At 45.5% G+C, this 26,465-nt stretch carries 27 protein-coding genes and 1 tRNA gene; 23 read left to right on the top strand and 5 right to left on the bottom strand.

The features are described 5' to 3' along the window. The first annotated feature begins 48 nt into the window (after nt 1–48). The 3 genes from GO755_RS38845 (at nt 49) to hslU (ending at nt 2,835) form a co-directional block, all read left to right on the top strand. Entirely contained in the window at nt 49–960 is a 912-nt protein-coding gene (locus GO755_RS38845) for a sterol desaturase family protein (protein ID WP_157590834.1), read from the top strand. Between the two features lie 2 nt (nt 961–962). After that, nucleotides 963–1,337 (top strand): DMT family transporter, encoded by a 375-nt coding sequence (locus GO755_RS38840; protein WP_157590833.1) that lies wholly within the window; start codon nt 963–965, stop codon nt 1,335–1,337. Nucleotides 1,338–1,449: 112 nt separating this feature from the next. Further along, nucleotides 1,450–2,835: an ATP-dependent protease ATPase subunit HslU gene (hslU, locus tag GO755_RS38835; protein WP_157590832.1), complete on the top strand. Its 1,386-nt coding sequence runs from the start codon at nt 1,450–1,452 to the stop codon at nt 2,833–2,835. Here the strand turns inward: hslU and GO755_RS38830 are convergent. The 3 genes from GO755_RS38830 to GO755_RS38820 all read right to left on the bottom strand — a co-directional run bounded on the left by GO755_RS38830 (nt 2,825) and on the right by GO755_RS38820 (nt 5,123). Next, on the bottom strand, nt 2,825–3,244 hold the full coding sequence (locus GO755_RS38830) for a hypothetical protein (protein WP_157590831.1): 420 nt from the start codon (nt 3,242–3,244) through the stop codon (nt 2,825–2,827). The genes hslU and GO755_RS38830 overlap by 11 nt on opposite strands. After that, a complete protein-coding gene (locus tag GO755_RS38825) occupies nt 3,244–4,503 on the bottom strand; it encodes an MFS transporter (RefSeq protein WP_157590830.1) in 1,260 nt (419 codons plus the stop codon). The genes GO755_RS38830 and GO755_RS38825 overlap by 1 nt, the downstream gene beginning before the upstream one ends. Nucleotides 4,504–4,625: 122 nt before the next feature. After that, entirely contained in the window at nt 4,626–5,123 is a 498-nt protein-coding gene (locus tag GO755_RS38820; protein WP_227687274.1) for a YybH family protein, read from the bottom strand. Nucleotides 5,124–5,285: 162 nt separating this feature from the next. Between GO755_RS38820 and mltG the strand changes: the two genes are divergently transcribed. The 15 genes from mltG to GO755_RS38750 all read left to right on the top strand — a co-directional run bounded on the left by mltG (nt 5,286) and on the right by GO755_RS38750 (nt 16,527). Then, entirely contained in the window at nt 5,286–6,323 is a 1,038-nt protein-coding gene (gene mltG, locus GO755_RS38815) for an endolytic transglycosylase MltG (protein ID WP_157590829.1), read from the top strand. Between the two features lie 93 nt (nt 6,324–6,416). Beyond that, nucleotides 6,417–6,830 (top strand): acyl-CoA thioesterase, encoded by a 414-nt coding sequence (locus tag GO755_RS38810; RefSeq protein WP_157590828.1) that lies wholly within the window; start codon nt 6,417–6,419, stop codon nt 6,828–6,830. Between the two features lie 139 nt (nt 6,831–6,969). After that, nucleotides 6,970–7,926 carry a YihY/virulence factor BrkB family protein gene (locus GO755_RS38805; RefSeq protein WP_157590827.1) on the top strand — a complete coding sequence of 319 codons (957 nt, stop codon included), beginning with the start codon at nt 6,970–6,972 and terminating at the stop codon, nt 7,924–7,926. A 250-nt stretch (nt 7,927–8,176) separates the two neighbouring features. Further along, entirely contained in the window at nt 8,177–9,211 is a 1,035-nt protein-coding gene (locus tag GO755_RS38800; protein ID WP_157590826.1) for a glycosyltransferase, read from the top strand. A gap of 20 nt (nt 9,212–9,231) precedes the next feature. Further along, complete coding sequence (locus GO755_RS38795; protein WP_157590825.1) at nt 9,232–9,852, top strand: L-threonylcarbamoyladenylate synthase; 621 nt, start codon at nt 9,232–9,234, stop codon at nt 9,850–9,852. Between the two features lie 102 nt (nt 9,853–9,954). After that, nucleotides 9,955–10,980 carry a hypothetical protein gene (locus tag GO755_RS38790; RefSeq protein WP_198175061.1) on the top strand — a complete coding sequence of 342 codons (1,026 nt, stop codon included), beginning with the start codon at nt 9,955–9,957 and terminating at the stop codon, nt 10,978–10,980. Nucleotides 10,981–11,452: 472 nt separating this feature from the next. Beyond that, nucleotides 11,453–11,782 carry a winged helix-turn-helix transcriptional regulator gene (locus GO755_RS38785; protein ID WP_157590824.1) on the top strand — a complete coding sequence of 110 codons (330 nt, stop codon included), beginning with the start codon at nt 11,453–11,455 and terminating at the stop codon, nt 11,780–11,782. A gap of 7 nt (nt 11,783–11,789) precedes the next feature. Then, nucleotides 11,790–12,947 (top strand): fatty acid desaturase family protein, encoded by a 1,158-nt coding sequence (locus tag GO755_RS38780; protein WP_157590823.1) that lies wholly within the window; start codon nt 11,790–11,792, stop codon nt 12,945–12,947. Nucleotides 12,948–13,011: 64 nt separating this feature from the next. After that, nucleotides 13,012–13,914: an SAM-dependent methyltransferase gene (locus GO755_RS38775; protein WP_157590822.1), complete on the top strand. Its 903-nt coding sequence runs from the start codon at nt 13,012–13,014 to the stop codon at nt 13,912–13,914. Between the two features lie 96 nt (nt 13,915–14,010). Then, nucleotides 14,011–14,895 (top strand): transglutaminase family protein, encoded by an 885-nt coding sequence (locus GO755_RS38770; protein WP_157590821.1) that lies wholly within the window; start codon nt 14,011–14,013, stop codon nt 14,893–14,895. Nucleotides 14,896–14,995: 100 nt separating this feature from the next. After that, nucleotides 14,996–15,217: a hypothetical protein gene (locus tag GO755_RS38765; RefSeq protein WP_227687273.1), complete on the top strand. Its 222-nt coding sequence runs from the start codon at nt 14,996–14,998 to the stop codon at nt 15,215–15,217. Further along, nucleotides 15,210–15,353, top strand: coding sequence for a hypothetical protein (locus GO755_RS41120; RefSeq protein WP_198175060.1), 144 nt, complete (start codon nt 15,210–15,212; stop codon nt 15,351–15,353). The genes GO755_RS38765 and GO755_RS41120 overlap by 8 nt, the downstream gene beginning before the upstream one ends. 5 nt (nt 15,354–15,358) lie before the next feature. Then, entirely contained in the window at nt 15,359–15,547 is a 189-nt protein-coding gene (locus GO755_RS38760) for a hypothetical protein (protein WP_157590819.1), read from the top strand. Nucleotides 15,548–15,577: 30 nt separating this feature from the next. Then, nucleotides 15,578–15,793, top strand: a complete 216-nt coding sequence (locus GO755_RS38755; protein WP_157590818.1) for a hypothetical protein — start codon at nt 15,578–15,580, stop codon at nt 15,791–15,793. 263 nt (nt 15,794–16,056) lie between these two features. Further along, nucleotides 16,057–16,527: a hypothetical protein gene (locus GO755_RS38750; protein ID WP_157590817.1), complete on the top strand. Its 471-nt coding sequence runs from the start codon at nt 16,057–16,059 to the stop codon at nt 16,525–16,527. 58 nt (nt 16,528–16,585) lie between these two features. Here GO755_RS38750 and tig read toward each other — a convergent pair whose 3' ends face one another. Both tig and GO755_RS38740 read right to left on the bottom strand, forming a co-directional pair. Then, nucleotides 16,586–17,932, bottom strand: coding sequence for a trigger factor (gene tig / locus GO755_RS38745; protein ID WP_317166045.1), 1,347 nt, complete (start codon nt 17,930–17,932; stop codon nt 16,586–16,588). A gap of 110 nt (nt 17,933–18,042) precedes the next feature. Further along, nucleotides 18,043–18,124, bottom strand: a tRNA-Leu gene (locus tag GO755_RS38740). A 256-nt stretch (nt 18,125–18,380) separates the two neighbouring features. Here GO755_RS38740 and GO755_RS38735 point away from each other — a divergent pair. The 5 genes from GO755_RS38735 to GO755_RS38715 form a co-directional block, all read left to right on the top strand. Continuing rightward, nucleotides 18,381–20,651 carry a RelA/SpoT family protein gene (locus GO755_RS38735; RefSeq protein ID WP_157590816.1) on the top strand — a complete coding sequence of 757 codons (2,271 nt, stop codon included), beginning with the start codon at nt 18,381–18,383 and terminating at the stop codon, nt 20,649–20,651. A 99-nt stretch (nt 20,652–20,750) separates the two neighbouring features. After that, the gene (locus GO755_RS38730; RefSeq protein WP_157590815.1) at nt 20,751–21,260 is read left to right on the top strand and encodes a Fur family transcriptional regulator; all 510 of its coding nucleotides are present in this window, start codon (nt 20,751–20,753) and stop codon (nt 21,258–21,260) included. A gap of 87 nt (nt 21,261–21,347) precedes the next feature. Beyond that, nucleotides 21,348–21,821 carry a DUF3291 domain-containing protein gene (locus GO755_RS38725; protein ID WP_157590814.1) on the top strand — a complete coding sequence of 158 codons (474 nt, stop codon included), beginning with the start codon at nt 21,348–21,350 and terminating at the stop codon, nt 21,819–21,821. Nucleotides 21,822–21,849: 28 nt separating this feature from the next. Beyond that, nucleotides 21,850–23,136 carry an adenylosuccinate synthase gene (locus GO755_RS38720; protein ID WP_157590813.1) on the top strand — a complete coding sequence of 429 codons (1,287 nt, stop codon included), beginning with the start codon at nt 21,850–21,852 and terminating at the stop codon, nt 23,134–23,136. 907 nt (nt 23,137–24,043) lie between these two features. Continuing rightward, nucleotides 24,044–26,465 (top strand): GEVED domain-containing protein (locus tag GO755_RS38715; RefSeq protein ID WP_157590812.1); only part of this gene is annotated, 2,422 nt, incomplete at its 3' end.

The following is a 26,465-nucleotide window of genomic DNA, read 5'->3' as shown; positions in this document are numbered from 1 at the left end:
TGCGACAGAGCGACACCTGACCGTATCATCAACAATCCTTCATAAACTATGCCGCAGGCGGAATTACTGCGTATCACGACCTCTATACTGGTGGTCTGGATCGTCATCATCCTGATCTGGGAGCGGGTTGCGCCTTATCGAAAAGGTCTTTCCCTGTTTCGAGAAGGATTTTGGGTTGATCTGGTTTGGTATACCATCATCCAGAGTTACTTTCTCAAAATCCTGATTTTCGATTATATTATTGCCCCCCTACAAACGCACTTCGACTGGTCGGACTGGCAGTTTGTGCGGGGTTGGCCTGTATGGGTGCAGGTGCTGTTTTTCCTGTTTACTCACGACCTCTACATTTACCTGTTCCATCGTTTTCAACACGCCAATAAATGGCTCTGGCGGACCCACGAAGCGCATCATTCTAACAAAGAAGTCGATTTTCTGGCGGGCTCGCGTTCACACGTCATTGAGATCATCATCAACCAAACCATTGAGTTTGCTCCTATTATTCTGCTCGGTGCCGACCCGGCGGTGATACCTATAAAAGCGCTATTAGATGCGATGTTTGGGATGTTTATTCATGCGAATATTCGTGTCAATCTAGGACCATTGCGGTATATATTCAATAGTCCACACCTTCATTTGTGGCACCATGCGAATTACCAGGAAGTCTTTCATGCTAACTTCGGCACTAAGTTTTCATTCTTCGACTATCTACTTGGTACCGCCTACGACCCCACGCATAGCCCCGGCAACAAACCTGAAAACTGGGGGCTCTATTACGACTATCCCAAAGACTATTTTTTGCAACATGCCTTTTCAGTAAAACGGTTTGACGAACGCAGTTTGCTGAAATACAAATGGTTTTCCCGATATTACAACCTACGGCCAGCCCTGTTAAATCGCTTTAGAAAACGGGTTAAAAAACTCACGAAGTCGGCCCCTATGGAACATCAAAACGTTAACTGATTTTGCAAGCCTGGTTTTTTCTATTCGTGGCAGCTTCGTTTGAAACTGCCTGGACGTATTCCGTTAAATACATGACTTTCAGCGCATTGAAAACACTACGCTGGAACACATTTTATACACCTTCGATAGGCTTACCCATTCTGCTTCCATTTATTGGGTACATTGTGTTTGGCGTAGCAAACATTTATTTTTTCTCCAAGGCCATTAAGCAGATCCCGACACCAACGGCCTTTGCCGTTTGGACAGCAATGGCCCTAGTCTTGATTAAAGCCGTTGACATTTTTGTGTTTAAAACGAACTGGTCCTTCACGGAGATTTTTTTCATGACGCTAATCGGAATTGGCATTATAGGGCTGCGCGTGTATTCGGCAGGGTGAATATGTGCTGGAATCCTGATTCCCCTCAACCAAAAAATCCACTTCCTTTCGCACATTTTCTCATTTCCTGTGTTTCTTTAACAGGGGCGCACAACACGCTCCGTTTTTTTCAATGACCCACTCACTCAAAGACCTTACTCCCCGGCAGATTGTTGCCGAGTTGGATCAGTACATTATCGGCCAAAAAGATGCTAAACGTAATGTAGCCATTGCACTTCGTAATCGCTGGCGCCGAATGAATAGTGCAGCTGATATGCAGCGTGAAATTACGCCTAATAATATCCTGATGATCGGCGCAACCGGCGTTGGCAAAACCGAAATCGCCCGTCGATTAGCGAAACTGGCCGATGCTCCTTTTATTAAAGTGGAAGCCTCGAAGTTTACGGAAGTCGGCTATGTAGGTCGCGATGTCGAAAGCATGGTCCGCGACCTGGTTGAGCAAGCTGTCAATATGGTAAGGGCCTCCAAAAAAGAAGCCGTACAGGCCAAAGCCCAGCAATTGGTAGAAGATGCTATTCTTGATATTTTGATTCCGCCCGTTAAGCCTACCAATGGTCAGCTTGGCTTCGAGAATGAGAAAAAAGACGCTGATGCCGAGCTAAACGAGCGCACTCGCGAACGGTTCCGAGAAAAAATCCGCTCGGGCGAAATGGATGATCGAAAGATCGAGATCGATGTGCATCAAGCCCAAACACCCAACATTGGGATTATGGGTGGCTCAGTCGACGATCTGTCGATGATGAATATTCAGGAGATGATTGGCGGTATGATGCCCAAACGGGGCAAAAAACGCAAAGTGAGTATTGCCGAAGCCCGTAAAATCATGCTGGAAGAGGAAGCGGCTAAGCTTATCGACATGGACGAGGTGAAAGAAGAAGCTATCCGAAAAGCCGAAGACGCCGGCATTATCTTCATTGATGAGATCGATAAAGTAGCCTCAGCCCGTTCGGGCAATGGCGGTGGTGGACCCGATGTCAGCCGTGAGGGTGTACAACGCGATCTGCTTCCCATTGTAGAAGGCAGTGCGGTGAATACCAAATACGGGGTTATTCATACCGACCATATTCTGTTCATTGCTGCCGGTGCTTTCCACGTTGCCAAACCCAGCGATTTGATCCCTGAATTACAGGGACGTTTCCCCATTCGGGTCGAACTGCAAAGCCTGTCGGAAGATGATTTCTACCAAATTTTAAAAGAACCAAAAAACGCGCTGACCAAGCAATACGAAGCGATGCTACAAGCCGAAAACGTTGGTCTGACATTTCAGGATGACGCCCTCCGCGAATTGGCTCGGATCGCCTTCGAAGTAAACAGTGATGTCGAAAATATCGGTGCCCGTCGATTACAAACAGTCTTGAGTCATCTCATGAACGACTTCATGTTCGACATACCTGACGTTATTGGCGCGAATGCTCAAGTGGTTATTACCAAAGAATTAGTCAGTGAGCGCCTAAATGGGTTGGTAAAAAATCGGGATTTGAGCCAGTTTATTTTGTAATAATTGTAGCGTGGGCTTCCACCCACGCTACCACCTGCTCAATGGCCCAATCAATATCAGCTCGCTTCCGATCAGGCGAATCAAATCGGTTGAAAGGCCGGAGTTCAAGGACGAAGGTTTCTTCGATGATTTCGTCGTCAATGGGCGTGTATAGCTTGTAAGCTGTCACCTTTATAGGTATCAAACCATGCCTGGCTTTGAAACGGGTTAAAACATAAGTCAATAAATTCTCGACTTCATTGACCGCAACATCGTCGCAAGGAACAAACCGTACTTCGGCGTGATTTCGGTCAACGAGTGTTTGTTCGTCAGGCGAAAAATGGCCTTCACAACTCGAAAACGTACGAACCAGTCCGGTTTTGTTCAATGCATCAACCAAGGGACGAATTTTCAGTTCAATATCTTCCATTAGGGTTCGCCGTCCAATAACGCCACTTCATCGGCTTCGTTAATCTGATGAGGCTGTTGTTGTAAGCCTTTCCGCCATAACCAGCCTAGATACACAACCGCTACCAGCGCCAGTATGCCCGAAACCGCAAAGGAGGCATCTATTCCTGCTTCGCCAGCAAAGTGGTTAAGGACCCAACCTGCTCCCAAAGCACCTAGGCCAATCCCCGCTTCGAGAGCGATGTACATAGTTGCCATTGCCCTTCCCCGTGTTTTCTCGTCACTTAGATCAGCAGTCCAGGCAGTTACCGTCGGCGAGTTCATTCCCCACGACATGCCATAGAAAACGGCAGCCGTCCAGAATAAGAAGGTAGAATCGGTCAGGATTAAGAGTACCATCGAAAAAGCCAGCACTATCGTCGAAATAAACAGTACCGGGATGCGACCATAGCGATCTGACGTCCGACTAAATACCAACCTGATAGCCAAGGAAGCAACCGTGTAGACCGTAAAAAACAGGCCCTTGTTGGTAACACCAAGTGATGCGCTAAACGTAGAGATCACCGTCAGAATAACCCCCGACGAGAACGATTGTAATAACAGAACGAGAAACGGAGGAATGGCACTCTTATCAAAAATTTCGTCTTTTTTCAGACGGAGCAGGCCAAATCGGAAAGGCTGCGTAGTTGCCAGTGTTTCGGGCATTCGGAGCAGGATACCGATCGACATTAGGGCAAAAGCTGACGACGTCCAGAACATAACGTTCATAGAGAAATCGGTGGCTAACCAACTCCCAATGGCTGGTCCAAGTGACATACCCATTGCCGTAAACAGGCCCAGCATACCCATTGCCTCACCCCGGCGGTTGGCCGGAACAACGTCGGCTACATAAGCGGAGGTAGCCGTGGGTTTTGTGCCCGTTGAGAATCCATGAATGAGTCGGAGCGTCAGAAAACCCCAGACTGTGAGGAGATACGGGTAGAGTAATCCGCAAACAAAACACACAATAGAGCCAAAGGCCATTACTGGTACACGCCCAACCGTATCCGTAATTTTTCCGCTAAACGGCCGCGATACACCAGCCGTGAGGGTAAACAGCGCGATAATCAGTCCAACATATTCCCTCCCTCCCATTTTCTCCAAATAGGCTGGCAATTCAGGAATCATCATCGAAAAACTGGCCGAAAACAGGAAGTTACTGACCGAAAGTAACCAGAAGGAGAGCGTGTAAAGAGAGGGGCCGCTGGGGCTGCGTCGAATAAAAAGTGAACGAACGTCCAAAGTGACTGGATTTGGTTCGCTCAAATTTACAAATTCATTTTTGTTTTTTTTGACAGGATTGACAGGATAAAACAGGATTTAAGAGCAGAAATAATCCTGTCAAAAAAATATGCCTCTGATGATTACTTCGGTTCGGGTGTACTGTTGCCACTGTCGACTACAAATCGCCATTGACCATTGCGCTGACGTTTCCAGACTGTCACATAGACACCATATTCAGCACTTCGCTTCCCACTATTATCTTTTTTCGTTAGCATCCATTGGCCGAACGTATATCCTAAATCGCCCGATGTCGCGGCATCAGCTTTGAGCACTTGCCAGGTTAAAACGGGACCATTGGCTGGTTGACGGCTCATTTGCGCCCGAAGTGAATCAAAACCAACAGTCGGGGCTGCGCCGTCATTAAGCTTAATAACATCGTCGGCAGCATAGGTCGTAAATGCTTTGGGCATACCTTGTTTTTCAGACATAATGCTGAAATTTTGGTCAGTTTCCCGAATTTCATCAATCGCTTTCTGACGTACAGCTGCTGCAGGGTTCATGGAACGTGGACTATCGACCTGCGTCCGGCAAGAAGCTATCAATCCAAAAAGTAGTATAAGTGATAATGCTGACTTCATGTTCGGTAGGCAGATTAGTTGTGTTTTGGCGTAAATTTGCGGAATGAATTATGACCGGGTCGCCGGTGCGATGATAATGATAAATGATGAATTATTTCCATGTCATTCATTTCTGAAACGCCAGCCCGATCATAATTCATCATTTATCATTCATCATTTATTATGTCTCGTAATTTAAAAATTGCCCTTTTCCTTACTGTCTCTATCCTGCTAACGACGTTTACGTTTTATTTCTGGCAGGTTTTCAGGAGCCCAAATCTTCAGGTAAACGATAATGATAAAACGTTTGCATTGCTGATTCCACGGGGAGCTACGTTTGAGTCGGTCATGGATACGCTAAAGACGCATAAGGTTATCAACGACGAAACATCATTCCGGTTTCTGGCCAAAATGATGAAGTATCCTGAATTCGTTAAAGAAGGTCGTTACGAAATAAAGCCCCGTATGGGAAACCGCGAAGCGCTGGTCAAACTTCGTAGTGGTAGTCAGGATGCGATGCCGGTGACTTTCAACAGTATGCGGCAAAAAAGTGATCTCATTCAGCGGCTCGGCAGCAAATTCGAATTTGGTTCCGAGGCACTCGGTAAGCTCCTCAATGATCCAGCTACTTGCCAGAAGTTCGGCTTCGATACGACAACTATTGTCTGTCTGTTTCTGCCGAATACCTATGAGTTTTTCTGGACTATCAAGCCAGAAGCGTTTCTGGAACGGATGGGTACCGAATACAAGAAATTCTGGACGCCCGACCGTCAGGCAAAAGCAAAAGCGCTGAACATGACCCAAACCCAGGTTCAGGTTCTGGCCTCTGTCGTGGCTGCCGAAACTAATAAACGTGACGAGCAACCCCGTGTAGCAGGCGTTTACTTAAATCGTCTGAAACAGGGCATCAAACTGGAAGCTGACCCAACCGTAATTTTCGCCCTGCATGATTTTACCATCCGTCGGCTATTGAATAAGCAGTTAACCGTCGATTCTCCGTATAATACCTATCGGTATGCTGGTTTGCCCCCAGGTCCTATCAATCTTCCGGCCCCAGCCACTATTGATGCTGTTCTGAACGCTGAGAAGCACGACTATCTTTATTTTGTGGTCGACGCCCGTTTCAACGGTTACCACACATTCTCGAAAACGCATGCCGAACACCTGGCCAATGCCCGACTATATCAGCAGGCATTGACACGCATGAAGATTATGAAATAAAAAGTGAGTACGTGATAAGTTGGTAAGTTGTAAGTTTCTCTTGCGTCAGCCACTTACAACTTACCAACTTATCACGTACAACTGATTGCTCCTATGATTATTCACGACGTTACGAATATTCGGGTACGGTATTACGACACTGACCAGATGGGCATTGTGTATTACGGCAATTACGCCCGATTCTATGAAATTGGACGAGTTGAGGCTCTTCGCCACTTAGGACTAACCTATAAGAAAATGGAAGACGATGGCATTTCGATGCCAGTCTATGATCTCAACTCCCGGTTTATTCGCCCGGCTAAATACGATGATCTGCTTACCATTCGGGTTACCATTCCGCAGCTACCCAAAACCCGGCTGATGTTCGATTATGAGATTTTCAATCAGGATGGACAACTACTGAACACGGGCCAGACAACACTCGTATTTGTTCGCACAGAAACAGGTCGTCCCTGTGCGGCCCCGCCCGAACTGGTTGAAGCTGCCAAACCTTTCTTTGAGCAGTAGGTTAAAAAGTAAGTAAGTGAGTAAGTTGTAAGTGCATAAGTGCTGAACGCACAAGAGAACCGGCGACGGTACTAGTCATACGTCAGCCACTTCACTTACTCACTTACGAATTACCAACTTTTCTACGAATGCAACCACTATGTTCGACAAGCTATTAGGTTTTAAAGCGTTAAGACGTGTTCGGGTTTGGCTGCATGATAATCATCCGTTCAATTCCAGAACGACATGGTATTCGTTTTTAAAGCGGATGCTTTTCCAGATTACAGACAACGACACTAGTGAACGGGCCGCTTCAGTATCCTACAGTCTTATTCTGGCCGTTTTTCCAACCGTCATTTTCTTCTTCACTTTAATTCCCTACATCAGCTTCATTCCTGATCTTCAGGCGCAGATCATGAAGTTTTTCCGGGAGCTATTACCGGGCGACACCTTCAGTTCAGTAGATACTACGATTCAGGACATCATCAGCCGACCACGGAGTGGCGTATTATCCTTCGGCTTTTTTCTGGCCTTATATTCTGCTACAAGTGGACTAGTAGCCCTTATGCAGGCTTTTAACTCCTCATACCATTCAGCAGAAAGGCGTAGTTTCTTAAAAATTCGCGCAATTGCCATTGGCTTGACATTTACGCTGGCCTTCGCCTTAATCCTGGCTATTGTTGTCTTAATTATCGGTGGTATTGTGAGCGATTACCTCCTTCATTTTGGTATTCTAAACAATGTTGTTTTCATCAACTTGCTGGCCATCGGACGGTATCTAGTTGTTTTTGCCGTGTTTGTAGGAACCGTTTCGATCATCTACCGTTTTGGGCCGAATGTGAATATGAAATGGGTATTTATCATGCCAGGAGCCATTACGGCATCGGTTCTGATTGTACTCACTACCTTCGGTTTTTCGTTTTACGTCTCCAATTTCGGGTCTTATAATAAAGTATATGGGTCGATCGGTACGTTGATTGCGTTGATGATCTGGATCAACCTGATCTCGTTACTACTCATTCTTGGGTTTGAAATGAATGTTTCGCTCTACAATCTCGAAGGAGATAAACACCCCAGTGTAGCAGCTAAAACAACAAACGCCACCTCAGAAACTTGAGATGACGTTTGCAAAACCTAACCCATAAATGTAAAAGCACACGCTTCAGCCAGAGACCAAAAATGGCACGGTCGAAACGCGTTCGTTGCAGAAATCTCCAAAAGCGTGCCAATTTTACACCGTAGGTGAAATAATTCTACTAAATTAAACGCTTAATAAATTTGGTAACTTATCATCTGCCGCATAATATACTAGCAATCAGACCGTTCAATCAAGATTCAACTTCGGCAGCAATTGTTACTTTTTTTTTATGACTTCTTTGGCCTCCAAGTTGGACCCATCACCGCTAAATCCTTGCCAAAATCAATCAAAACCCTGGGTAACCGTCATATTTATTTGTTACAACCACCAAAACTATGTTGTAAAGGCCCTCCAATCGGTCATAGAGCAGGATTATCCAACTATTGAATTAATCGTAATTGATAACGGGAGTACAGATCACTCGGTCGAGCGTATTAACGACTTTATCCAACTCTACCCAACTATTCGATTCATTCAAAATGAAGTCAATCTGGGTTTGAATCGGGCGTTCAATCAAGGGTTGGCGCTGGCTCGAGGCAGTTATATCATTGATCTTTCTGCCGATGATGTGCTACTTCCCAGTCGTATAACCAAGCAGGTCGCGGCTTTTGAGCAATTGCCAGATGATTATGGAGTTGTATTTTCTAATGCGGCTTATATCGATGCAAATGGTCAGGAAACTGGCTATCATTATGCCATCGACAGAAAAGGTCATTCCTGCGTTACTGTACCAACCGGAGCTGTCTTTAAGTATATTCTGGAAGCTTACTTCATTTGTACACCCACCATGATGATGCGCCGGGACGTACTGCACGAACTTGGCGGTTACGATGAAATGCTTAGCTACGAAGATTTCGATTTCTGGGTACGGTCCTCACGGCACTATCGATATGCCTATCTCGACGAAGTACTCACCCAAAAACGGCAACTGCCCAACGCGCTATCAACACAAATAGTGTTGCCTAACAACAGTCTATTGCCCTCGACGCTGATTGTCTGCCAGAAAGCATTTAAGCTTTGTGCCACTCCCGATGAATTCCAGGCCTTAGCTTTCCGAATCCAAACGTTTATTCGGAAAGCGTTTTACACCGAGCAATTTAAACTAGCTGCACAATTCGGCCATCTTCTTCGTCAAATTGCTCCGCCCAATGTACGAACCCAGTTTATTCTTGTTCTATGCCGTCTGCATGTGCCGGTCAATAGTGTATATCGAAGCTATCATAAATGGCGCACAATCAGCAATCGCCGAAACCGGTTAGGCTAGTTTTTTGTTTATAGTTTACTATGTCTGCTGAATTTATTAAGCTTTATCCGAAAAATCCTGACCCACGCCGGATTGACCATATTGTAAAAGCCCTGCGCGATGGAGCAGTGATTATCTATCCAACCGATACCATTTATGGAATGGGTTGCGATATTCATAATGCCCGGGCAGTTGAGCGAGTAGCACGCATTAAAGGCATTAAACCCACGAAAAACGATTTCTCGTTTATATGCTACGACTTAAGCCACATTGCCGATTATGCGCGTGTGAGCAATCAGGCATTTAAGCTGATGAAAAGCCTGCTCCCCGGCCCATTTACCTTCATTCTTCAGGCCACGAACAATGTACCTAAGTTACTCAATACCAACAAGAAAACGGTGGGTATTCGTGTACCAGACAACGACATTCCACGTCAGATTGTACACCAACTCGGCAACCCGATTATCACGACATCAATTCGGGATGAGGATGAAATAATCGAGTATTCGACCGATCCAGAATTGATTTTCGAGAAATTCCAGAATCAGGTTGATATGGTGATAGACGGGGGATACGGGGGGAATATACCGTCGACGATTGTGGACGCTACCGACGACGATTTCTCTATTGTTCGTCAGGGTCTGGGCGAATTAGTACTTTGAAAAGTTATAATAAGATTCTATACTTGCATCGTAGGGTTAACACTCCTTCCCCTGGAGTCTAACCCTTTTTTTGCGAATCATCTTTTAACTCATCTTTATAGTATGCGCTTTTCTTTAGCCGCGCTCTCTTTATTAGCGGTTTGTCAGCTTACCGGCTGTTCTTCGCAATCCAAGCAGGACGATTCGTCAAAAACTGGAAAACTTACTACCGAAGCCAGTGCGAAATCACCCACAGCTACATCCGATTCTTCCGGCAAACCCTCAACTGAGCCGATTGCTTCAACTCGTGCCGTCAGTACAGGAGACTCCACCCTCGATTCGCTGACCTTTGCTCCTCCTGCTGGTCCACTTCTGCCCAAATACCGCATTTTCGCCTATTATGGAAACCCACACTCCAAAAAAATGGGGATACTGGGAAAATACCCGAAAGACGAAATGTTGCAGCGGCTGGACAATGAAATTAAAAACTGGCAAAAAGCTGACCCTGTAACCCCCATTCAGTCAGCTTTACATTTAGTCTCTATATCGGCCCAGGGTGCTCCAGGCAAAGATGGTGGCTATCGAATGCGCATGTCCGACAAAACCATCAAAAAGGTTATAAAGTGGGGCAACGACCATAAATCGATTGTGTTTCTTGACATTCAGCGGGGTCATGCTCCACTAGGGCCTGAAATGGAATTTTTGAAAAAATACCTCAAGCTGCCTTTTGTGCATCTTGGTATCGACCCTGAATTTTCGATGGTAACCGGTGCGAAACCAGGCACCAAGATTGGTTCCTATGATGCTGCTGATGTAAATCAGGCCGTGCAATTTCTAAGCAAGGTTGTGAAGGACAACAACTTGCCGCCTAAAATATTAGTCGTTCACCGCTTCACTCAGGGAATGATTAAAAATTACAAGAACATCAAACTCGATCCTAATGTCCAGATTGTGATGGATATGGATGGCTGGGGACCACCAGTCCTAAAAAAGGACTCTTACCACGATTACATCCAGAAGGAGCCAGTACAATACACCGGGTTCAAGCTGTTTTATGACAATGACTTTCGCAAACCAGGTTCTCGCATCATGACCCCCGAAGAAGTACTGGCGCTAACGCCCAAGCCAATGTATATCCAGTATCAATAGGCCAGGCGTTTCCAATGGCCAACTACTACTATGATAATGCTCTATCGGTTTTTCCACTTGCGCAAGCGGAAAAACCGATAGAGCATTACTCTTTTTGAAAGAATCTAAAAATAATAATTCAGCGTATGTATATATAGTTTAGCACTGATTTTCTTTGGGTTAGATAAAATCGCACAAAAACTAACCAGTTTGTAAGCCAGTTACCAAAAATATAGTATAGTGGACACTATAATTGCTTTCCTCTTTATTCGTTAAGTTTTTAACAGTTGGTTTGAGGAACGATAGTATTGTATATCTTGCAGAAGTTTGCTCTACTCAACATGGTTTTCCAGATAGGTTAACCTCTCTCAATTCATAGTCCAGTCTTCTTTTTCATTTTTATCTATTACCCTTATCATACAGATCTACGGTTTTCCCGACATCATTGCCTTGGACAATTACGCCCATTCGGTTCAATTGATTAGCGACAGCTATGCCAACTAACCCCAATGAGCAATCCAAAAACCCGGACCTCCGCCTGATTAACAAAGCCCTGGCCATGATTTGCGGAAAATGGAGATTGTATATTATCCTGCTTTTGGGAGAGCAAACGCTTCGGTATACTCAGCTCAGTGAGTTACTGCCCGGCATCAGCGAAAAAGTGCTGGCTGGCGAATTAAAAGCACTGGTAGCACTGGGCGTTATGAAACGAAAGGCATATGCAGAAATGCCTCCGCGTGTAGAGTATAAATTATCCAAAAAGGGCCGACTAGCCTTACCGATTCTGAATCAACTTCAAGAAGTCGGTCAACTATTTAATTGATTTATTAATGCGAACCCCATTAAAGTTTAAGGATACAAATCGATCACAGTTCTATTCAACGGTCCGTAAACGAGTTGACGCCTATTTCCACGATAGAGCACTGTCGCCACATGCTAATGGAGCGATGTGGGCAAAGGCCAGCTTCTTTTTAGTCGGCTATGCATTACTCTACTGCTTGATTATGTCAAACCAATTTGCGCTATGGCCAATGCTTGGTATGGCGATTGTACTAGGCATGTTCGCTGCGTTCATTGGCTTCAACGTTTCCCACGATGGTTTGCACGGTGCATTCTCATCTCATAGTTGGGTTAATCGACTGTTGGGCAACAGCTTTTATCTCTTGGGAGCGAATCCGTATATCTGGAAAATTACGCACAACGTCGTCCATCATACCTATACCAATATACCCGGTCACGACGAAGATATTGATCTTGCTCCAGGACTCGTACGTTTAGATCCGCAGGAAGAGCTTCGCCCCTGGCATCGTTACCAGCAGTGGTATACGTTCCCATTGTATGCTCTGGCGTCACTCTCTTGGGTGTTTCGGAAGGATTATGTTAAATTTTTCAAGAGTCAGATTGGTCATCATGACAACTCATGCCATCCCCGTAGCGAGTATATCAAGCTATTTGTTTCTAAAGCGACCTATTACTTCTTTTTTCTGGTATTGCCTTTTCTGGTACTTGATTTGGCCTGGTGGCAAATATTAATTGGCTTTGTTCTGATGCACCTGGCCGAGGGGTTAGTGTTAGGACTTGTCTTTCAGCTAGCTCATGCTGTTGAAGGTACTGACTTTCCTCTACCAAATGAGCAGGGAGATATCCAGAATGCCTGGGCTATTCACCAAATGCATACAACGGCCAATTTTGCTCCTCGTAGTGCTATGGCCGCTTTTCTTTGCGGAGGCTTAAATCGTCAGATTGAACACCACTTGTTCCCTAAAGTTTGCCATATCCATTACCCGGCCATTACAAACATTGTTAAGGAGACAGCTCACGAATTTGGCCTGCCCTATCTGGAAAACGAAAGTTTTGGATCAGCTCTTTCTTCGCATTTTCGACTCCTACAAAAACTGGGTCGGCAGGGTGAGGTTGCACCTGTGCAAGTACCAGTACCAGCCTTAACGCGCACAAATCACGCGCCCAAACGTATTCTATCTAGCTAAAGCGGTACGCCTTTCGGTAAATCCATTTCTTAACTTACCTATACCCAAATTTTCTCATTGATTTATGGCCTCACAACAAGACCTCGATTTCACATACACCACAATCGATAAAATTTTTCGCCTAAGCGTGGGAGAAACCGGCGATTATAGCGGGGCCATGTATAACGGAGATTTCTCCATGACACTGGAAGAGGCACAGCGTCAGAAACATACATTTATTGCCGACAGTCTGCGTGTAGGCAAAGGAACGCGTATTCTCGATATGGGCTGTGGTTGGGGACCTTTCCTGACCTTCGTTAAAGGTCGTGGCGCTATTGGTCGTGGCGTGACTCTTTCCAAAGGGCAGGCCGAAGCCTGCCGCGCAAACGGCCTGGAAGTTGATATTAAAGATTGCCGACAGATTACCCCTGCCGATTATGGCACGTTCGATGCAGTTAGTTGTATTGGCGGTATGGAGCACTTCTGCTCAGTTGAGCAATATCAGGCTGGTCAGCAGGATCAGGTATATGCTGATTTCTTTACAAAACTCAACGATCTGCTTCCGGTAGGTGGTCGTTTCTACATGCAGACAATGGTATTCGGGAAAAACATGATTCCCTTCGAAGAAATCAGTCTGGATGCCCCTAAAGACTCTCCTTCATACGCATTGGCACTCATGATTGCTCAGTTCCCAGGTTCGTGGCTACCCTACGGACCTGAGCAGGTCATCCGCAATGCCAAGCCGTATTTTAAACTCATCTCGCAAAGTAGCGGACGACTCGATTATATCGAAACCATTGGTCAATGGCGCAAGCGGTTCCGGGCATTCAACCTAGAGAAGTATTGGCTCTATGCATCGCTACTCCCTAAATTATTAACGAATAAACCTTTTCAGGACTTAATCGCCGTATTCAGAGTGAGTCCGAACCGGGTTTGCTTTCAAAATGAAACGATGGAACACTACCGACTAGTGTTTGAAAAAGTCTAAGTAATTAGGCAAATTTAGATCCTCTTGATTCCGTGGATTCTATTGAATTAATCACAGTGCAAGAGGATCTGAATTTGCTTAACTACTCAAGTCATCATGGCCGTACGTGTCGCTATTCATCATCATACCCAGTACGACTACGATCGGCCGGTTTTTTTATCTCCCCATTTTATTCGGCTTAAACCGGCAGCGCACTGCCCGGCTATCATTGAGTCGTATTCGCTGACAATTCAACCAGCGAATCATATATTGCACTGGCAACAGGACCCGTTCGGCAATTTTATTGCCCGAGTCGATTTTGGCGAATCGATGCAGATGATGTCCATTGAGGTAGAGATTATTGCCAGACTAGAACCCGTAAACCCCTTCGATTTTTTTCTGGATACCTACGCTGAATCCTTCCCGTTTGTGTATGAGGATCAGCTAAAAAAAGACCTCATGCCCTACTTGGAGGTCGAAGAACAAGGCCCCTATTTGACCCAATGGTTACAACAGATCGATCAGACGAAACAAAATACCATTGACTTTCTCATTAAGCTGAACAAGCGCGTTAATCAGGATATAGCTTACAGTATCCGAATGGAACCCGGTGTTCAAACACCCGAAGAAACTTTAGAACTAGCCATAGGCTCCTGTCGTGATTCGGGCTGGTTAGTTGTACAGATTCTGCGCCACCTGGGTTTAGCAGCTCGTTTTGTTTCCGGCTACCTGGCTCAGGTAGGAATGGAGAAAACAGAGGAGGAGGCAGCTAATCCAGAAGAACGCAATTCACTTGCCTTGCATGCCTGGGCAGAAGTATACATACCCGGTGCTGGCTGGATTGGCCTTGACCCTACTTCGGGCATGCTGGCTACCGAAGGCCATATTCCACTTGCTTGTACATCTACTCCTGCGAGTGCAGCTCCGTTGACAGGCACAGCTGGCCTTGCTGAAACTACACTGACTTACACCAACACACTGACCCATCTACCTGATGAATAATGGATGTAAGAATAAGAATTTCAACTATTTATAATCATTTTGCCGAAAAGCGTGTTGAGATAGAATAACCCTTGTTGTGTGCTTGCTTATAGGCAGTAAAATGCCCATTCTAATGGATGATTATCCCAATGCACTTTGGAACAAGGAACAACTTACGCAATCCGTCGCGCGTATCACTCCCCTTCTCTATCTGGCAGTTTTACTAGCCTCTACTTTCTTCTCCAATCAGATTGAGGTACGCCGAATTACATTGATTCGCCTTCTCCTTACCCATTCAGTCACTTGCAATTTCACGCTCTTAAATCAGTTTAATCATGGCTAACAATCAGAACAAAAAAGTGGCAACCAAAACTCCCAAAGTACATGGCGCCCCTAAAGTACCTAAATACGAACAGCGTGAATCAGCATCAACTTTAGACTCATTACCAGCCAAATCTCCGTCAAAAGGTAAAAAATAAGCACCATGAGTTATACGCCAAAGTTAACAGCCCAGGAACGTCAACGCGCGGCACATCAGCAAGTCGAAGCTAGTAAGAAGCCTTACATTGCCAAGGGTATGCCCAGAACCATCTTATTCTTAACCGAAGAGCAAGCAGCTAAACGATCAGACCTGATTCCTCAATTTGGTCGATTGCCTTTAGAGCAGTCATGATCTAATAATACGCTGCTAACTGACCCCATCATGACAATTATTTTTAATTATCTGTTTACCCAAACCAGAGATGGCTTTATAACCCGCGTTCCAGTCCGTATTCAGCGAGGAACACTGCTGGAAAAAGGTATAAGCCTGAATGCGCTCAATTTAAATGGTATCGATCTTCATCAATGGGTAGGCAAGAGCTTAGACGTTGACATTCAGGAGGGCGTCCATACGATCAGTGGATTAGCAAACCAATAATTACAGATTGGAACTTTTGTATTCATCAACCTACCACAGAAATACACGCTTATATAAACCTGCTAATAGCGACAAAAAATGATTCAAATATTCACTAGTCAACTCATTAGGCTGATCCAACAGATTGGTTGGGGCACTCTATCCGACCGGACGTTTCGTCCAGTCATCGTTCAGGGCCAAAAGCCGGATAAATCAATCCGAACAGGTCTAATACAAGACAGACGCCCCTAATGGCCGACTCTTTTCCCATGAAAACTTCAGCCATGCAATACGCTGCAGATCAAACTAAGCAGCGCCTAAACCGGGTGCATCAGTTACTAAAATCTCCTGTGTTTGATCTGAAGTCGGTCGATGATAACTCCTGGAAAGTAGCCTTCGCTGAATTGATTATGGTCAGCGACGAATTGTTAAATCAATCGTCGGAACTGGGCCACCGAATTGATTTTTACGAGGGCGTTGGCGTTACGGGTAAGATTCAGGACATCACATCGCTGGTAGAATGGATGCGTGCTTGCCTGCCGAAGTCGGTTGCCGATTTATCGGATCAATTGACTACCCAACGCTTAAATCGCTACTTTAATCAGGGGACAGGCTATTTTGCAAATGGCTATTTTTTTACGGGCGAATTCGATGGCGAGCTTGCCCTGTACATTGATGATCAGCGAATTTATTTAAAGCGCCAGCTAGGCCGGGCTATTGAGGAAGCCGAGCCATTTTTAACACATCTCAATTAAAAACAAATTGGCCCGGTCTAGCTAGACCGGGCCAATTTGTTTTATCTCTGAAAATCAATTACCGATTTTCAACTAACGCTTTAAACTCATCTACTGTAATGTCCTGCGACACTGTAGTTAGTTGCGTTTTAGCGTAACCAATCACTTTATCGTCAAACACCCGGTTGAACGTACTGGTGTAGTTCTGGCCGTTATTCTTTTCATCCATCAAGTAGTTACGAGCGATGCGGTCGATGGTTTTGTTCATCTCCTCATCTTCGCTACCTGCGAAGCCAAACTGCTCGCGCACCATCTGGCGAGTTGCGTTCAGTACTTCTTCAAAGTCAACTTTAATGTCAGCTTTATCAGCTATTTTGTTTTTGATGAGTTGCAGTTTAACCGACTTTGTGAAGTCGTCGTACTGCTCTTCGATCTGCTCGGGAGTAAACTTACCTTCGTTTACTTCCATCAACCAGTTTTTCAGAAACTCGTCGGGCAGCAAAATCGGCGTATTCTCAATTAGTGTCTTCTCAATGTCTAAGCGCAACAGCTGATCCGACTCACGGCTATAATTGCTCCGGATGATTTCGGCTACTTTTGTACGGAACTGTTCTTCGTTTTCAACGGCACCTACACCCAGTACTTTATCAAAAAATTCCTGATTCAATTCAGCCGGCTCATGTCGGGTGATGTCGTCAATTTCAAAAGTGAACTCACCGGCCAAATCAGCGGCTTCTTCTTTTTTCACGCCGGTAGCATTGGCGCGAGATTTTTCGTCAGGGAATGCCTGTTCCAGAATGAACGTAACGACTTCTCCTTTTTTCTTACCCACAAACTGACCTTTGGCATCCTCAGCCATCTGGTTCATCGGGAAGGCAGTTTTGGCAGAGAATTCACCATTTGTCTGCTTCAGTTCGCCATAAATGGTATCACCGTCGCCAACTTCTTCGCCATGGGCATGGGCGTGAAAACGCTCTTGCAAATCAGCAATCGTTGAATCTATTTCCGCTTCGCCAGCCTGAATTTCATACTGATTTACAGATGGCAGATCACCGAAATCAATATCAAATTCTGAGGCCAGGCCCAGCGTATAGCTGAATGCAAAATCGGTTTGGTTATCCCAGTCGATAGCATCAGCTGAATCACGATCAGGAATTGGATCGCCTACAACCTGCAGTTTGTTTTCGCGGATATAGTCACTAACGGTCTTGCTCAGCATTGAGTTGATCTCATCGACCAGAATGCTCTTGCCGTACATTTTCTGCACAAGAGAAGCCGGAACGTGGCCAGGTCGGAAACCCTTTAACTGAACCTTACGACCGTAGTCTTTGAGTTTTTTATCTACTTCTGGCTTGTAGTCGGCTGGAGTCAGGGTAATCTTCAGCGAAGCATTGGTATCGCTGGCTTTTTCGAGCGTAATATCCACGTTTGTATCGGTTTAAAATGGAGAATGAGCGAATGAGAAATTGAGCGAATGTTAGTCAATGCGACAAAATACAATTCACTCATTCACTCAATCACTCATTCAAAACTTTGTACGGGCGGAGGGACTCGAACCCCCATGCCTTGCGGCACCAGATCCTAAGTCTGGCACGTCTACCAATTTCGCCACGCCCGCGGGCTTTTGGGTTATAAACTTCTTACGTTCTCTAGTTATAAAGCCTTCCGGCAGAACCCTCAACGCTTAACTAGACAACATTACAACTTGTTTACTCCCTTTCGAGGGTGCAAAAGTACGAAAAGTTTTTAACTCACCAAGAAAATTTATAGAAGGTTTTATTTTTAGCTAATCTTAGCTCATTTTTCGATTATTATTTTGTTATCTTGGTAGTAGAGTACAACTGATGGGCAATGCCCAACCAAAGACACCCCCTATGATGAATGCAGTCGAACGTCAATCCGACACCGAGCCCATAATTGATTTAGAACTGGAACGGCAGGAAATCCTGAAACGCTACCGGCGATTACTACGGGCGGCCAAGCCAATGCTCAAAGGGGATGACGCTAAACTGATTAAAAAGGCGTTCAATACTTCAGCCGAGGCTCATAAAAACATGCGTCGCCGGTCGGGAGAGCCCTATATTTACCATCCGCTGGCCGTTGCACAGATTGCTGTTGAAGAAATTGGCTTAGGAACTACCAGTATCGTAGCTGCTCTTTTACATGATGTAGTTGAAGATACCGACACCACAATTGCCGATATTGATCGGGCCTTCGGGCCTAAAGTAGCCCGGATTATTGATGGTCTGACCAAGATTTCGGGTTATTTTGAATACGGTTCCTCACAGCAGGCCGAGAATTTCCGGAAGATGCTGCTAACACTATCAGATGATGTACGAGTCATTCTGATTAAGCTTGCCGACCGGCTTCACAATATGCGTACGCTGGAATCGATGCCCCGCGATAAGCAATTGAAAATTGCCTCCGAAACGATTTACATTTACGCGCCCCTAGCCCACCGGTTGGGTTTGTATTCGATTAAGTCGGAGCTGGAAGACCTGTATCTTAAACACGTTGAACCAGAGGCTTATAAGGACATCGCCAAGAAATTGCGCGAAACCCGACTCGCCCGCGACCGGTTTATTGGTCGATTTATCGAGCCAATCGAAAAAGATCTCGCCGAAACGGGCATTAAATATGTAATTAAAGGTCGACCAAAGTCCATCTACTCGATCTGGACGAAATTGAACAAATCGAAAAAGCCATTCGAGGAAATTTACGATTTGTTTGCCGTTCGCATTATTTTAGATGTTCCGCCCGATGAAGAGAAGGCCGCCTGCTGGCGAGCTTATTCCATCGTGACGGATCACTACAAACCGAATCCCGATCGGTTGAAAGACTGGATCAGCACCCCGCGTACGAATGGATATGAATCGCTTCATACAACCGTAATGAGTCGTTTAGGGCAGTGGGTAGAAGTTCAGATCCGTACTGAGCGGATGAATGAAATTGCAGAAAAAGGCTACGCGGCTCACTGGAAATACAAAGGGAACGATACGCAGACAGGCGCTGGTATAGAAGCCTGGATTAGCCAGGTTCGCGATATGATTGAGTCGGCGGGAAGTGGCGATAAAAAAGCAGCCATTGAGTTTGTTGATGATTTCAGAAGCAATCTGTATAGCGAAGAAGTCTTTGTCTTTACGCCCAAAGGCGATCTTCAGGTGTTACAACGTGGAGCAACCGCTCTCGATTTTGCTTTCGATATCCATACCCAGATTGGCGCACGGTGCATGGCGGCAAAAGTCAACAATACGCTTGTGCCCCTAAGTTACGTCCTGCAAAATGGAGATCAGGTGGAAGTCATTACGTCGAACCGGCAAAAACCTAACGAAGACTGGCTACGATTTGTCGTTACGTCGAAAGCGAAGACCAAGATTAAAGACTTAATCAAGGAAGAGAATAAGCGATACATAACCGATGGCCGCGAACTGGTCAACAAAAAATTGCGCTTACTTCGAATCGAAATGACCAATGAGGTGATCAACCAGCTACGGGCTTATTTTGGCTCGAAGACAACGGATGATTTCTTCTACCGGATTGGAAAAGGCCATATCGACGTTGGTGAACTCAAGAAATTCAAGTCAGATAAGGAAGCGAAAGAAAATCGCACGAATAAACTTAATACGGATGCGCTTCCGGATGCAAAGGCGTTTGTCAAAGAACTCAAAAAGATTCATGGCGAACGAGCCGATGCCGATATGCTCCTCATTGGTGAGGACATGGATAAAATCGACTATACGTTATCGAAGTGCTGCAATCCTATTTCGGGCGACGATGTTTTTGGGTTTGTCACCATCAATGAAGGCATTAAAATTCACCGGGTTACCTGCCCCAATGCCGTTGAATTGATGTCGAATCATGGTAACCGTATTATCAAGGCCAAATGGACATCCCAGAAAGAACTGGCATTTCTGGCTGGGCTTCGAATAACCGGTACCGATCGGGTAGGCTTGATTAATGATGTTACGCGGGTCATCAGTAACGAACTGCACATTAATATGCGCTCCGTAGCCATTGATTCGAAAGACGGCATTTTTGAAGGCAACATTCGACTCTACGTCCATGACACCAGCCACCTCGAAATCCTGATGCATAAACTAGAGCGCGTTCAGGGCGTATTTGAAGTGGTTCGATTCGACTCTTAATCCGTTTCAGGTTCAAGGTTTCATGTTCTATTCAGTAAACATGAAACCTTGAACCTGAAACTTACTTACCTTTGTACTTTCACCTAATCGGAACCGGATATGCCTGCGCCGACACAAACAAATTTAGAGGCTGCCCAGATGATTTTTCGGGCTTATCTCGAACGAAAGGGCCTAAGAAAAACGCCTGAACGTTTTGCCATTCTTGAAGAGATTTACAACCGGAAAGACCACTTCGATGTGGATGAGTTGTATATCTCCATGAAAAATAAGAAGTATCGGGTTAGCCGGGCAACGGTCTATAATACCTTAGACGTACTGGTTGATTGTGACTTAGTGACCAAGCATCAGTTTGGCCGAAATCTGGCACAATACGAGAAATCGTATGGTTACCGTCAGCATGACCACCTGATTTGTACCGACTGCCACAAAGTGATGGAATTCTGTGACCCCCGTGTTCAGAACATTCAGAATATGGTAGGGGACATGCTGAAATTCAACGTGATGCACCACTCATTGATCTTTTACGGCTCCTGTGCCCGCGATTTCTGCGAAAACAAGCAGGAAACTACAGACGAAACACAGAGTGTAGCAGTGACAATGGAAGAATAAATTGATTTACGATGTACTAGTTACGAAGTATGATTACTCACGCGTCAGTAAAAATCGTAACTCATACATCGTAATTTGTAACTCCTTATGCCGCTGGCTCAACTGAATATTTCTCGGATGCTGGCTCCCGATATCAACCACCCAATTATGGTTGATTTTGTGGTGCAACTCGATGCAATTAATCAACTCGCCGAACAAAGCAATGGGTTTATATGGCGATTAACAGGCGATGGGAACAACGCCACCAGCCTACGTCCGTTTGAGGATGACCGGATTATTGTCAATATGTTGGTTTGGGAATCAGCAGAAACGTTGCAGAACTTTGTTTTCAGAAGCATGCATATCGAGGTGATGAAAGGTCGCCGAAAGTGGTTTGAGAAACCAAATCAGATGATGACAGTACTGTGGTGGGTTCCGACTGGTCATGTGCCAACGGTTGAGGAAGCGAAAGAACGACTTGAGCATCTGAACGCGCATGGGCCAGGGCCAACGGCATTCACATTTCGGACGATATGGCCGAAGCCGGATGTAAATTTCACTCAGAGTAGAGAATCAGTATAACTATAACCGCATTTGCGGCTCATTCAGAATGATCGATGTTTTATTAGGCCTCCAGTGGGGCGACGAAGGAAAAGGTAAAATTGTGGACGTGCTTGCTCCTCAGTATCAGGTAGTAGCCCGCTTTCAGGGTGGCCCAAATGCTGGACACACACTCGAATTCAATGGCTTAAAGCACGTACTACACCAGATTCCGTCTGGTATTTTTCGCGACGATATTCTCAACATCATCGGCAATGGCGTAGTACTCGACCCGATTGTGTTTAAAAAAGAAATCGACGGACTGGCGAAGTATAACCTTTCCTTAACGCAGAATCTACAGATCTCCCGCAAAGCATCCATCATTATACCAACTCATCGCCTATTGGATGCAGCCTACGAACAGGCAAAAGGTGAGTCGAAAATTGGATCGACGCTCCGTGGTATTGGTCCAACATATCAGGATAAAGTTGCTCGACTGGGTCTGCGTGTTGGCGATGTTGAGTCACCCAGCTTTCGGGCGAAATACGACAAATTAGTTGCGATTCATAAAGTTATTCTGGAACAGAACAACTTCGATTACGCATCGGTACTACCTCAGGCCGAAGCCGAGTTCTTTGGCGCAGTGGAGTTCATGAAACAATTCCAACTGACTGACAGTGAATATGCGGTAAATGATGCGATACAAAGCGGCAAGAAAATCCTGGCAGAAGGTGCACAAGGTTCACTGCTCGACATCGACTTCGGCTCGTATCCATTCGTAACCTCTTCCAGTACAATGACTGCCGGGGCCTGTACAGGTCTGGGCGTTGCTCCCCGTCAGATTGGTGAAGTATACGGTATTTTCAAAGCCTACTGTACCCGGGTAGGTAGTGGTCCCTTCCCTACGGAACTCTCCGATGAAACGGGTGAGCGCATCCGGGCAGAAGGTCGCGAGTTTGGTGCTACAACGGGTCGTCCGCGCCGATGTGGCTGGCTCGACCTTCCTGCCCTGAAATATGCCATTATGATTAATGGTGTTACACAATTGGTCATGATGAAGGTCGATGTACTAAACATCTTCGACGAAATTAAGGTATGTACTCACTATCAGCTACCCGATGGCACTACGACAGAGCAGATGCCCTATGATTTATGCGATACGGCGGTAACACCCATCTATCAATCATTTAAAGGCTGGCAAGCTGATCTGACAAATATTCGATCATTCGATGAGGTACCTGCCGAACTAGCTACTTATGTTTATTTCCTGGAAGATACACTAGGTTTACCCATCAATTTTATCTCGACTAGTCCCGACCGTGAAGCCATTATTCATAGGCGAGCTGTAATTGCCTGATCATAAATTGTGCTTTACGAGAAACAGGCGTTTTCTTGAATTTTAAAGAACTATAAAAAGGACTTCCTTTCTTAGCTTTGGGCATCACCACAATCCCAAAGCCAGAAGGGAGGTCTTTTTATGTTTAAAGTAACCGCACTTATAGGTCACCGCTTTAAGATCAGTATGATCTTACATTCCTCCAACTTAGCTAGTTACTTGCTAGCAGCATTATAAGCAAAAATGACGAATTAATCCCATTTCAATACAACTCTCCAATTTAAGACTAGGAATTTAGTGGCTTATGTTATATTATGAAGATAAATAAATGAAACTATGTAAAATAGTAGTATATACCTTTTAATCAATAATTAACTTATTAATTAATAATCGACTTTATTTGCAAATAAATAAATGTCCTATTCGGCATTATTAAATAGTACAAAGGCACTTTTATACTTATTTCCTATTAAGATAAAGTTAGCTATTTAGAGTTTTCCTGGATTGGTATTGCATTTACCCGTTTAGGTTTCTAATACAACTAATCGTCATCTTGGCGATATAATAGGTTTCAGCCAATCTGGAGTAAATCCACTCAACGACTTTTCTGGATAGACAAGTTTCTACGAATCTGAATCGTGGAAACTATTCGATACTCAACGTGTCGCATTAGCCCTACGTTACTTCGTAGAAGTTCGATCAATGTAGGTCTATTTACAAACCTCAGGAAGATAAGTAGTATACCTCAGTCTTGGGTACCCATCATCTAAGTAGGGCGCCCAAAGACTGAAGATTAATGCACGAATCTAGCACCAATACGACATTATTAGTCCTGGCAGCAAGCCTTTAGCTGGGACGGTAACGCTGGTGGAGCTTTCAAAGAGAATTCAAATAATGCCTTCTATCATACACTTTTACACATTTATTCATGACCAAGTTCTCTCTAAAATGGGCAGCCCTAGTTGGGCTTTCGCTCTGCTTCCAAGCGCCGTCTCTGGCACAGAATACCAAAAAGCAAGAGCAAGTTAAAGCATCGCCAATTCTGAAGTCAGATAAGCCCGGAAACCTCAATTGTGGTACACTTGATATACCCGATGCACAACGCAAGGCTGTAGAAAGTGAGATGGCTTTTGCGCTGCAAATCAAACGAGCCCGAGGTGAAGCCATTAGCGGGATTACGTATGTACCTATACGTCCCCATATTTTGCGCCAAAGTGATGGCTCGGGTGGTTATAGCTTGAGTAGCATTAATAACATTATTGCTATAACTAACAGCTACCATATGCAAAACGGAAGCGGTATTCAATACTATTTTGCGGGTACCTCTTTTGATTATGTTGATAACACCACTTGGTACACCAATTACACTAGTAGTATCGAATCGAGTGTTGCCAGTGGTCATGATGTCTCCAATGCACTCAATCAGTACTATGTTAATCATTCGTCTGAGGGTTGGGGAGGCTATGCTTACTATCCTGCTAACGCCCAGTATTCAACCCGTTCTTTTATTCTGGTTGGTGCCCCAGAAACTGAGCTTGACTTGGCCCATCGGGTCGTTCCTCACGAACTAGGGCATACATTTAATTTGATTCACACTTTTGGCAATAATAATGGCTCTGGTACGACAAGTGAACTAGTTACTCGTGGTGCTGGTGCCAACTGTACGATAGCAGGCGATTTACTTTGCGATACACCTGCTGACCCATATGGTATGTCGGGAAATTCTACGATAAATATTAACGGATGTCCTACCTATAATGGTACCGCAGTAGATGCAACTGGAGTACCGTTCAATCCTTCCATTACCAATCTAATGTCTTATTACTTCCCCTGTATACATGATTTCACCGCAGGGCAGTACGATCGCATGCAGGGCGGATTAGCACTTCGTCAGAGCCATACCGCTTATTCATTAACTTACCCATCTACAAACGTTCCTGTTGCCAGTAATTTAGCTGCCAGCTTTAATTCCTCCACAAATACCGTCAGTCTGACCTGGCAGGATAATGCGTCCAATGAGATGGGTTATTTCATTGAACGTTCTACTTTACCAACAACGGGTTTTGTTCCCATTGGCGGAGTTGGGCCTAATGTTACAACATTTGCAGATACAAAAGCAGGAGCTACTACTACTTACTATTACCGGGTCAAACCGTCAAACAGCAGCAGTAATATCAGTTCAATAATCTCTATTACTACCCCGACATTTACCTGCCATCCAACCTTCTCTACGGGATGTAGTGATAATGATGGATTGAATAAATTAGTCCTTAACGGAGTCACTCTTAGCGACAATTCAGGTTGTTCGCCAAATGGCTATGGTGCTTTCACTGGCACTACGACTGTAGCTGCTGGCCAGACCTATTCCTTCACCGGTAACCTACTAAGTACCCAATGGACCGAAGGAGTTGCTATCTGGCTTGATGCGAATCGAAATGGATCTTATGAAGCTACCGAACGAGTTTTCTATACCCCTTCTTATGTTGCAGGATCATTTTCAGGTAGTATTACTATCCCCAATATTGCTTCAGGGCCACTACCAATGCGTGTCATTGTATCATACAAGAATGTTCCAGATAACCCTTGCGGAACTTATAACTATGGCGAAGCAGAAGATTACTCATTGACAGTTGATGGGGGATCCTGCACCGTGGCTATCAGTGGTACTACCGTACTGAGTTGTAGCCAGCCCACTCTGACCCTCACCGCCAGTACCACCGCCCCCTCCCCCACCTACAAGTGGAGTACCGGGGCCACCACCGCTGCCCTGAGTGTCACCACCGCAGGCACCTACTCAGTGACCATGACGTCGGGCACCTGTAAAGCCACCGCGTCCAAGACGGTTACCGGCAGTGGCGTAGCCCCCACCGTGGCCATCAGTGGCACTACCGTACTCAGCTGTAGCCAGCCCACTCTGACCCTCACGGCCAGTACCACCGCCCCCTCACCCACCTACAAGTGGAGTACTGGGGCCACCACCGCTGCCCTGAGTGTCACCACCGCAGGCACCTACTCGGTGACCATGACGTCGGGAGGATGCAAGACCACGGCGGCTAAAACTATTACCGGCAGTGGCGTAGCCCCCACCGTGGCTATCAGTGGCACTACCGTACTCAGTTGTAGCCAGCCCAGTCTGACCCTCACCGCCAGCACCACCGCCCCTGCACCCACCTACAAGTGGAGTACTGGGGCCACCACCGCTGCCCTAACGGTCACCACCGCGGGCACCTACTCAGTGACTATGACGTCGGGCACCTGTAAAGCCATAGCGTCCAAGACGGTTACCGGCAGTGGCGTAGCCCCCACTGTGGCCATCAGTGGCACTACCGTACTCAGCTGTAGCCAGCCCA

It is taken from the genome of Spirosoma arboris (genome assembly GCF_009754945.1).
GTDB classification, from domain to species: domain Bacteria; phylum Bacteroidota; class Bacteroidia; order Cytophagales; family Spirosomataceae; genus Spirosoma; species Spirosoma arboris.
This window is presented reverse-complemented; position numbering and strand designations above follow the sequence as displayed.